Consider the following 9,287-nt stretch of genomic DNA (forward strand, 5'->3'; position numbering starts at 1 on the left):
AGATCTCCTCCAAACGCGCTATTATACTTCAAGTTCGTTCGTCTGAATTAAATAGCGCATAACTTCAATTACAGCTACGTATAAATCTTCTGGAATCGTCTCATCTTCCTCGACTTGATAATATAAAGAACGAGCAAGCGGACGGTTTTCCACCATTGGTATTTCTTGTTCACGGGCAAGCGTTCGTATATATAACGCGAGCTCATCTTCCCCTTTTGCAACGACAATTGGTGCTGCATCAACGTGTTTATTGTAACGAAGTACGACCGAAATATGAGTCGGGTTGTTTACAATAAACGTTGCGCCATCCATCTTCTTCGCAATTGTTCCTTGCAAGATTGCATGCATAAAGTTTTTTCGTTTCCCTTTTACTTGCGGGTCCCCTTCATTATCTTTATGCTCTTGTTTCACTTCTTCTTTTTTCATCTTAATATCTTGCTCGTACTCCCATTTTTGATAAATGAAATCAATAATAGAAAGAACGATTAAAATAATTAAAATTGCTAAGAAAATAAATTTAATTTGCCTAATAATTTCAGTAAGTGACGCAGTCCAGTTAAATCCAATCATGCTCACGATTTTCTCTAAATTCTTTTTAAAAAGAACGTAAGCGACGTAACCGATTAATCCCATATAAAACAGTGATTTCAAAATATCTACTAAACTTTTACGACTAAACAGTCTCGTAAAATAGTTTTTCGGATTAATACGTGATGCTTTCGGTTTAATGACTTTAGAAGAAAATAGGAACCCGACTTGAATCATATAATTGAATAAATGAAAAGCGTATACGAGTATTAATATCGGAGCCGATACTTTCAGTAATAAAATCCCCATTAAATAAAAATACTCGGTTGAATCTGTATTTTTTCCAATTTGATCAAACAGCACCGCTACGGAATTCGCAATCTCATACCCTAGCCAATCTCCGAAGAAATAAACGACAACTGCTAATACGAGAATGGAAAATAAATTATTTAAATCTTTACTCCGGGCAATATTCCCTTCTTCACGCGATTTTTTACGCTTCTGCGGGGTGGCCTTTTCTGTTTTATTATCCTTTGCCATGCGCGTCCCCCTACTTCGTTAAGAAAAAGTTAAATAGTTTCGTATACTCTTCAAGTAATACATCCGTCATATTTTTAAACACATAACCGAGCATCGGTACACTCATCGCGATAAACAAAATACCGCACGTAATTTTAATTACGTATGCATTCATAAAAACGTTTAATTGCGGAGCGTTTTTTGCAATTAAAATAAGAACAAAGTTAATGATGAATAAACTTCCCATGAGCGGAAGAGCAATTTCAACCGCTGATGTGATCGCAAATAATAGCGTTGCGAGTAGACTATCTAAGAAACTAGTCGTCAGCAATTTTGAAATCGCCTCTGTATATTGAAACGACTTTAAAATCGTGGCAACGAAATAATTAATGCCGCCAAGTGAAATAAAAATAATGAGAAAAAATATATCAAAAATGGTTGATAGTAAAGTAGACTGTGAGCCCGCATTTACATCAAACAAACTTGCTTGTGATAAACCGATATCAAAGTCTAAAATATGCCCGGCCATTTTAGGAATGTTCCACAGCATTTCTACAATTTTTGAAAGTGATAATCCAATTACAATTTGCGTTCCTGCATAAGCTGCAACGTCCCAAACTGTCTTGATGTGAGAGACATCCACTTGATCAGCCACTGTAATTGAAAGAGCAAGTCCAACTGTAACCTTCGCCATTGCTGGAATGGATCGTCCTGAGAAAAACGGTAAAAAATATAAAAATGAAGTAATGCGGCAAAACGCAAAAAACGTTGCCGCCCATAATTCCATATTCATTTCAGTTCACCTATCTTAGTACGAACGCAATAGCGATGGGATTTTATCAAATAAATCTAAAATAAGTGTCGTTAACTCTTGGAACATCCACGGACCTAAAATGATAATAACGAGGACAATACTCGCCATTTTCGGTAAAAACGTCAGCGTTTGCTCTTGAATTTGCATCATCGCCATAATGACAGCGATGATAATAACGACAATCATACTTACGCCGGCAACCGGCATTAAAATCATAACCCCTTTATAAAAAAAGGTTTGAAAAATATCTATAATTGGTGACGTATTCATTTATATGACTCCTATCACATAGCATCAAACGCTTCAGGCGACCGTTTTAAACATAATGTCGACGATTTTTGTATATCCACCTAAATATACGAAAACGAGTATTTTAAACGGTAAACTTAAAATCATCGGCGGTACCATCATCATCCCGAGGTACATTAAAAGTGTACTAATAATCAAATCTATAAATACAAACGCTAAATAAATGAACATCCCTGTTAGTAAACCTTTTTGAATTTGCGTTAACGTAAAGGATGGTACGAGCGTAAATAGTGAAAGATCTTTCAAATCTTTCGGCAACTCTTCTCCGCGTACTTTCAGCATCATTTTTAAATCATGCTTATACGTATGCTTTGACATATATTCTTTCATAATAGGAGCTGTCGTTTCCGCAGCTTGACTTACTGTTATTTTCTCTTTCGTCATCGGATCCCACACATCACTCTTCAGTTGCCCAAGTACAGGCTGCATCGTAAAGAGTGATAAAAATAATGCAAGTCCAACAAGCACTTGGTTTGGTGGTAAATTCATTACCCCAAGTCCTTGACGTGTAATCCCTAGAACGATCATAAAATAAGTAAAATGTGTAAATAATAGAACGATAGAAGAAGATAATGATAAAAGGGTAACGAGCGCAAATAGTTGTACACTTGAATTACTCGTAAACTCTTTCCCATTTTCGAAATTAATAAAACCGTTCGGGGCTGCATACGCTGGATTTACAAAAATAATTGAAAAAACGATAGAAAATACGAAAATAACGGCTAATAATGATAACTGTTTCTTTATTCTCATGATGGATCCTCTACTTTTTTCGTTTCACTCTTCACCGCGTCTTCTAGTGCTTGTTGAAACTGATTTCCTGTTCCGGTTAATTGCACAGACTGCACACCGTTATTACTAATAACAGTGAACACTTGCTTTCCGTCCACTTCAAATAAAAAGGCACTCGTTTGATGATTTAAATAAACGCCGTCTTTTACTTGTATATGGCCATTTTCACCCTGCTTAAAAAACTGCTGTTTGCGCGTCTTTTTCGTCATATAATATGCACCGTAGCCGAGCGCACCAAACAGTAAAACGACTTGAAATAAGGTCGTCATATACGACATATGACTCCTCCTCTACTCTTTATCTTGCATTTGACTTTGCGCTTTCATAAGCGCCGCTTGTTTCTTATCAGCTTCAATTTCAGAAATGATAATACCGAATTTCTCGTCCATTACGATTGCTTCACCGATGCCGACTTTCATATTACTTAAATACACATCTACTTTATGTCCTAAGTTTTTCTCTACTTCAAGAACATCGCCAACTTTTAACTGCTTTACATCACCAAGTGTAATAGATGACTTTCCAAGCTTTACACCAAGTTCAATCGAAATATCTGAAACAGTATCAATATGTGCTTTACCTGCTTCATTTCGCTTTCCTGCAAAATCTTCTAATCCCATTAATGACACGGGAGATACTTCATGCTTCATATGGATCCTCCTACTCTACAAAACTTTTAAATAGGAGCGCCTTACGCGTTCCATCTTTTCCAATAAAACAATTAAATTTATGCTTTCCATCTACATAACCAAGTAATTCATCCGAAACTTTCGTATGAAGCGGAATAATATCGCCTTCTTCAATTTGTTCAATCTCACTCATTGTCATTTTCTGCTCACCAATTGCAACGTGAACAGGTTTGTACACTTGATTTACTTTCATTTCCACTTCAGACGTATACTTTTTACGCTTGTCTGAAGAATGTTCGACAATATTTTCAGACGTTAACTTATCCATAATTTCTTCAACAGATAAGAATGGAATTCCGATACGCACCGTCGTATTCCAAAACTCTGTTTTCATATTTACGTTAAGTAATGAAATGATATCACTCGCTGTCGTAATCTTTAATGCATTCGGATCTGTTTCTGTCGTTACAAATTTCGGTTCAATCGCAACAACACTTTCAAATGATTGCTCTAAATTTTTACAAAGAAGTAAGAATATATTATCCAGCGTTAAAAACTCAAACGCTGTTAACGGTCTGCGCATCGTAAAGTTACGCTTACTATCTCCGCCAAGCCAACATTCATGAATATAAATAACGAATGCTAAATCAATCTCAATAACAATTTCTCCAAGCTCTGGTAAACCGAGATCAATTACGCAATATAAATAATAATCTTTCGGCATTTTCTCCACATACTCACTCGTAAATGGAACTTGCTCAACTGTTGAAGGTTCTAGTTCAATTGGAATACGCATACGCGCTGATAACGTCTGTGACGTCTGTTTTCCAAACGTAGAAGCAATCGCTTGCAAACTACGTAGATGCTCAACACCGAACTTCTCTGGTCTATTAAAATCATACTCTTGAAATTTCTCTTGCTTTCCTGCTTCTTGTGCGAAAGCTGGCATTTCCTCGCCTTCATTTACCGCCTTCAGCAGGGCATCAATTTGCTCTTGGCTTAATTTTTCGCCACTCATGACAATCCCCTTCCCTACCTTTTCAATTCAACGATTTCAACGTACATCTTTCCATTCTTCGTCAAAATCTTTCCGGTTCCAATCTCTTCATTCTCAAGCATAAGACGCACCGTATTTTTCGTTGAATTTTCAAGACGATACAATGTACCTTTCGTAATATGAAGCAGATCTTCAATTTTCTTTTTCGTATTTCCGATTTCAAAATAAATTGTTAACGGAATATCATCTTGTAATTTCAAATCTAGCCAACTCCCATATCATGTTCACGAAAATTTCATGTTCTCTCTATATATGAAACTTCTTATTTTGAAACGTCGATATTTAATATTTTTTTAATATATCCTTGCGTTTCTTTAAATGGCGGTACGCCTCCGTACTTTCTCACATTGCCAGGACCAGCATTATAAGAAGCAAGTGCCAATACTAAGTCGCCGTTATTTTTCTTTAAATAACCGCTTAACTCTTTCACGCCACCTTCAATACTTTCAGCTGGTGAAAAGGGATTCTTCACACCCATCTCCTTCACATTCGCTGGCATAAGCTGCATAAGACCCATCGCACCTGCATGTGACACCGTTTTCGGATTAAAATTAGACTCTACTTCAATCATTTTTTGAATTAACGTTTTTGGAATTCCATATGTACGACTTACTCGATCAATAATATCCTCATACTTGCCTTCATTGGAAGAACGTATTTTTTGAATATTATACTTCTTCGTTAATTCCCACGTATCAGCGGCCTCATTTTTCGTTTCTGGGAAACGTCGTTCAAACTCTTTTTGCGCAACTTGCACTTCATCTGCTTTCTTCGTTTCAGCCTTTTCTTCAAGCTTACTCGCTTCCTCTACTTTATTAATAGTTTCTGCCGGTTTATTAACAACCGCTTCTATTTTCGTAGATTGTACCGGCTGACTCATATCTTCTACTTTTGCCGGCTGCGTAGTAGCCTTCGTCTCCTTCGCAGGTTCACTCTGCAACTTCTCTTGAAAACGACTACTAACAAATGCTTGTGGACTACTTAGCTTTTGCTGAATTTGCCCTTTCTTATATGCAAGCACTTCTTTTACTATATTTCCAACTATCATAATATCACCTTTTCGGTAAACAAAGATAATCTAATATTAGAGTTTTTTTTTAAAGTTTGCAATAATCCTTTTAATAATTATGTAATAAAAAAATGAATATATTGTTAAACTGTTATTTTTTTATATTTATTAATTCGAATTTTTAGTTGACACCCGCTATGACAGGGATTACAATAAATCTCGAAATTGATTTTTTCGCATATTACCGTTTTTCAATTTGCAGAAAAGTCAATATAAAAAAATGGGGGTTTCTTAACATGAGAATTAATACAAACATTAACAGCATGCGTACTCAAGAGTACATGCGCCAAAACCAAGCAAAAATGAGCAATTCTATGGACCGTTTATCAAGCGGTAAACGTATCAACAACGCTTCTGACGATGCAGCAGGTCTTGCAATCGCAACTCGTATGCGTTCACGTGAAGGTGGCTTAAACGTTGCAGCCCGTAATACAGAAGACGGTATGTCTTTAATTCGTACAGCTGACTCAGCTTTAAACTCTGTGTCAAACATCTTACTTCGTATGCGTGACCTTGCAAACCAATCTGCAAGTGGTACTAATACTGATAAAAACCAAGCTGCAATGCAAAAAGAATTTGATCAATTAAAAGAACAAATTCAATACATTGCGGACAACACTGAATTTAACGACAAAAAATTATTAGATGGATCTAATAATACAATTAATATCCAAACTCTTGACTCACATGATAAAACTAAACAAATTACAATTTCACTTGATTCTGCATCACTTAAAAACTTAGATATTAAAGATTTAGCAATTGGTTCAAACACAGTTAACAAAAATGATCTTGAAACTCTTGATAATTCTATGAAACGACTAGAAAAACCTGCTACAGATGGAGCAGTACAAGCTCAAGACGTTAAAGATGCAAAAAATGCTTTTGATAAAGTCAAATCAGGTTACTCAGCAGCAGAAGTAGAGAAAATGAATGATCTTTTCAAAGCTTATGATAAAACATTAGCTAATCCAACTGGTGATCCAAAAGTTGATGAACCTGCTCTTACAGCTGCTGCAGAAAACATTAATAAAGAATTTGCAAAACTAACGAAACCTACAGGAGCAGCATTCGATCCATCTTCAGCTGTTGAAAAGATTGATCAAGCAATTGAAAAAATTGCTTCTAGCCGTGCTACTTTAGGTGCTACATTAAACCGCCTTGACTTTAACGTAACAAACCTTAAGAGCCAAGAAAACTCTATGGCAGCTTCTGCTTCTCAAATCGAAGACGCTGACATGGCGAAAGAAATGTCTGAAATGACTAAGTTCAAAATCTTGAACGAAGCTGGTATCAGCATGCTTTCTCAAGCAAACCAAACTCCACAAATGGTTTCTAAATTATTACAATAAGCCATTTGAGTTAGTTTCCTGAATAAACCTCTCTGCTTGCAGAGAGGTTTATTTTTTCTATATAGATAGATTGAAAGATTTTTTTAGCTTAAAGAGAAGCTCTAGCCATATTTAGTAGCGGTCAGGGCCTATTTTATTCTCGTTCCGTGTATGAAAACAAAAAGATAAAGTGAGCATAAGTCTCTTTTTCTCTTCATAACCGTTTATTAGCTTTAGAACACTGACTATATCAATCTATAAGGAGTGTCTATTATGCGTATTGGTACGAATGTTTTAAGTAGGAATGCTAGGCAGTCGTTGTATGAGAATGAGAAGCGTATGAATGTGTCAATGGAGCATTTGGCGACTGGTAAGAAGTTAAACCATGCTTCTGATAATCCCGCTAATGTTGCAATTGTGACTCGTATGCATGCGAGAGCAAGTGGTATGCGCGTGGCGATTCGTAATAATGAGGATGCGATATCGATGCTTCGCACGGCCGAAGCTGCCCTTCAAACTGTGACGAATATTTTACAGCGTATGCGTGATTTGGCCGTTCAATCCTCAAACGGTACAAATTCAAATAAAAACTGTCATTCGCTGAATAAAGAGTTTCAATCTTTAACAGAACAAATTGGCTATATTGGCGAGACGACTGAGTTTAATGATTTATCCGTATTTGACGGTCAAAACCGCCCTATTACATTAGACGATATCGGTCATACAATAAATATGACGAAACATATTCCCCCTTCCCCTATACAACATGACATCAAGATTTCAACGGAACAAGAAGCAAGAACGGCAATTCGTAAAATCGAAGAGGCTTTGCAAAGTGTGTCACTTCATCGTGCCGACCTTGGTGCAATGATAAATCGTTTACAGTTTAATATTGAAAATTTAAATAATCAAAGTATGGCGTTAACAGATGCTGCATCTCTAATTGAAGATGCAGACATGGCGCAGGAGATGAGTGATTTTTTAAAGTTCAAATTATTGACTGAAGTTGCACTTAGTATGGTTTCACAAGCGAACCAAATTCCGCAAATGGTCTCTAAACTACTACAATCATGAAAATTAATCTTCCTTCTTTGGAACGATTCCATACAAAACAAAAGGGAAATACATATAAACTATGTATCTCCCTTTTATTTTGTACCCAAATTTTATTACTGTGTTACCGTCATAACTTGTCCGCTACGGTCAACCATTATTTTCATTTTTCCGTCTTGTGCATTATATAGCCCAAGTTTATGTAATTCCATTTTACAATCTTGTACGAAAGTTGGTAATTTACGAATTTGATCGATATCAGAACTTGTAATGAAATGAATTAAAAGCTGCGTCATACCTTTAATATCTTGTACAAGCTCTTCTTTCTCTCGTTTTAGCCTTTCATTTTCTAGTTGTAACGACTGCAATTCATCTTCTAGACTACGTGTGTTCTTTGCTTCTCTAGAACGCCCTGCTGCCATGCTAGAAAGCTTATAAATACCTTCCATAAACTGATGTAGTTCGTCTTCTTTCCTTTCACTACATTGATTAATTGTTTCAAAGTTATCAACGATACCAGATATAACTGTTACAAGATTTTTTTCATCCTCTTTATGCTGGATTTCTTCTTTTAATTCGTACTCGTTTTCTTGTTTTCTTGCAACGATTGTCTCTTTTACTGGTATATATTTTCGCTTTCGTCCTGGTTTTTGTTTTTCAATATTTTCAAACGGTATTTCACGTTTTTTTAATTTATAATACGTATTTTGCAATTGACTTTCTGTTTTTGGAAAAAGATTTAGTTCATTTTTACTTACGTATTTTGAAATATTTAAAATGTTTAAACCGTGACGTTGACAAAATTGATACACTTCATACAGTAGCTCTAGTTCAGACTTCAGCCATGTAATTGCTGATTTTTCATATGCTCGCATCCCGCCATTTTTTTCTATATCTATTTGAAATAATACCATTCTATTATGTAAATCAACTAACTCTTCATACTTTACTTGGAATTCTTTTTCTATTTTTTTAAATTCCGCTTCTAGTTGCATATCGTTCATTTTATTATTTGACATGTTTTGTAAAAGACCTAATACATTAATTGCTGTGTGGTGATACATAATCTGTGCCACTCCCCCTCATCCTTTCACAATTCTCATCTGACTCCCATGTCTTTTAAGAAAATAGCAATTTTTACATATCCATATTATAACAGTTCGAAATTATCTGTCAAATAATAAAC

The 9,287-nt window shown here is 35.7% G+C and carries 12 protein-coding genes; 2 read left to right on the forward strand and 10 right to left on the reverse strand.

Features of this window, described 5'->3' with window-relative positions; genetic code table 11:
* Window positions 1–21 precede the first annotated feature (21 nt).
* The 9 genes from flhB to ABWK52_RS12645 all read right to left on the reverse strand — a co-directional run bounded on the left by flhB (window position 22) and on the right by ABWK52_RS12645 (window position 5,696).
* Window positions 22–1,068 (reverse strand): flagellar type III secretion system protein FlhB, encoded by a 1,047-nt coding sequence (gene flhB, locus ABWK52_RS12605; protein ID WP_001040114.1) that lies wholly within the window; start codon window positions 1,066–1,068, stop codon window positions 22–24.
* A 10-nt stretch (window positions 1,069–1,078) separates the two neighbouring features.
* Window positions 1,079–1,840 (reverse strand): flagellar biosynthetic protein FliR, encoded by a 762-nt coding sequence (locus ABWK52_RS12610; RefSeq protein WP_001055718.1) that lies wholly within the window; start codon window positions 1,838–1,840, stop codon window positions 1,079–1,081.
* Window positions 1,841–1,855: 15 nt separating this feature from the next.
* The gene (locus ABWK52_RS12615; RefSeq protein ID WP_001098085.1) at window positions 1,856–2,131 is read right to left on the reverse strand and encodes a flagellar biosynthetic protein FliQ; all 276 of its coding nucleotides are present in this window, start codon (window positions 2,129–2,131) and stop codon (window positions 1,856–1,858) included.
* A 33-nt stretch (window positions 2,132–2,164) separates the two neighbouring features.
* Window positions 2,165–2,923, reverse strand: a complete 759-nt coding sequence (locus ABWK52_RS12620; RefSeq protein WP_001220582.1) for a flagellar type III secretion system pore protein FliP — start codon at window positions 2,921–2,923, stop codon at window positions 2,165–2,167.
* Complete coding sequence (locus ABWK52_RS12625) at window positions 2,920–3,240, reverse strand: hypothetical protein (protein WP_000121176.1); 321 nt, start codon at window positions 3,238–3,240, stop codon at window positions 2,920–2,922. The genes ABWK52_RS12620 and ABWK52_RS12625 overlap by 4 nt, the downstream gene beginning before the upstream one ends.
* Window positions 3,241–3,252: 12 nt before the next feature.
* Window positions 3,253–3,612, reverse strand: coding sequence for a flagellar motor switch protein FliN (gene fliN, locus ABWK52_RS12630; RefSeq protein ID WP_000680010.1), 360 nt, complete (start codon window positions 3,610–3,612; stop codon window positions 3,253–3,255).
* A 10-nt stretch (window positions 3,613–3,622) separates the two neighbouring features.
* Window positions 3,623–4,609, reverse strand: a complete 987-nt coding sequence (fliM, locus tag ABWK52_RS12635) for a flagellar motor switch protein FliM (protein WP_016117526.1) — start codon at window positions 4,607–4,609, stop codon at window positions 3,623–3,625.
* Between the two features lie 14 nt (window positions 4,610–4,623).
* A complete protein-coding gene (locus ABWK52_RS12640; RefSeq protein ID WP_000775712.1) occupies window positions 4,624–4,848 on the reverse strand; it encodes a flagellar motor switch protein FliN in 225 nt (74 codons plus the stop codon).
* A gap of 62 nt (window positions 4,849–4,910) precedes the next feature.
* Window positions 4,911–5,696, reverse strand: a complete 786-nt coding sequence (locus ABWK52_RS12645; RefSeq protein WP_000635223.1) for a lytic transglycosylase domain-containing protein — start codon at window positions 5,694–5,696, stop codon at window positions 4,911–4,913.
* 257 nt (window positions 5,697–5,953) lie between these two features.
* Here ABWK52_RS12645 and ABWK52_RS12650 point away from each other — a divergent pair, with 257 nt between their 5' ends.
* Complete coding sequence (locus tag ABWK52_RS12650; RefSeq protein ID WP_098382567.1) at window positions 5,954–7,069, forward strand: flagellin; 1,116 nt, start codon at window positions 5,954–5,956, stop codon at window positions 7,067–7,069.
* Between the two features lie 252 nt (window positions 7,070–7,321).
* The gene (locus ABWK52_RS12655; RefSeq protein WP_044584278.1) at window positions 7,322–8,122 is read left to right on the forward strand and encodes a flagellin; all 801 of its coding nucleotides are present in this window, start codon (window positions 7,322–7,324) and stop codon (window positions 8,120–8,122) included.
* Between the two features lie 95 nt (window positions 8,123–8,217).
* On the opposite strand, the gene ABWK52_RS12660 is transcribed toward ABWK52_RS12655, so the two are convergent.
* Window positions 8,218–9,165: a DNA-binding domain-containing protein gene (locus tag ABWK52_RS12660; protein WP_025967100.1), complete on the reverse strand. Its 948-nt coding sequence runs from the start codon at window positions 9,163–9,165 to the stop codon at window positions 8,218–8,220.
* Between the last annotated feature and the right edge of the window lie 122 nt (window positions 9,166–9,287).

The organism is Bacillus sp. AP50, assembly GCF_040492675.1.
In the GTDB taxonomy this organism is placed as follows: Bacteria; Bacillota; Bacilli; order Bacillales; family Bacillaceae_G; genus Bacillus_A; species Bacillus_A cereus.

Excerpts from the sequence above, each read along its gene's own strand:
- fliN (WP_000680010.1), bottom strand. The coding sequence starts at position 3,612 with ATGAAGCATGAAGTATCTCCCGTGTCATTAATGGGATTAGAAGATTTT.
- ABWK52_RS12655 (WP_044584278.1), top strand. The coding sequence starts at position 7,322 with ATGCGTATTGGTACGAATGTTTTAAGTAGGAATGCTAGGCAGTCGTTG.
- ABWK52_RS12660 (WP_025967100.1), bottom strand. The coding sequence starts at position 9,165 with ATGTATCACCACACAGCAATTAATGTATTAGGTCTTTTACAAAACATG.
- fliM (WP_016117526.1), bottom strand. The coding sequence starts at position 4,609 with ATGAGTGGCGAAAAATTAAGCCAAGAGCAAATTGATGCCCTGCTGAAG.
- ABWK52_RS12625 (WP_000121176.1), bottom strand. The coding sequence starts at position 3,240 with ATGTCGTATATGACGACCTTATTTCAAGTCGTTTTACTGTTTGGTGCG.
- ABWK52_RS12650 (WP_098382567.1), top strand. The coding sequence starts at position 5,954 with ATGAGAATTAATACAAACATTAACAGCATGCGTACTCAAGAGTACATG.
- ABWK52_RS12610 (WP_001055718.1), bottom strand. The coding sequence starts at position 1,840 with ATGAATATGGAATTATGGGCGGCAACGTTTTTTGCGTTTTGCCGCATT.
- ABWK52_RS12615 (WP_001098085.1), bottom strand. The coding sequence starts at position 2,131 with ATGAATACGTCACCAATTATAGATATTTTTCAAACCTTTTTTTATAAA.
- ABWK52_RS12620 (WP_001220582.1), bottom strand. The coding sequence starts at position 2,923 with ATGAGAATAAAGAAACAGTTATCATTATTAGCCGTTATTTTCGTATTT.
- ABWK52_RS12645 (WP_000635223.1), bottom strand. The coding sequence starts at position 5,696 with ATGATAGTTGGAAATATAGTAAAAGAAGTGCTTGCATATAAGAAAGGG.
- flhB (WP_001040114.1), bottom strand. The coding sequence starts at position 1,068 with ATGGCAAAGGATAATAAAACAGAAAAGGCCACCCCGCAGAAGCGTAAA.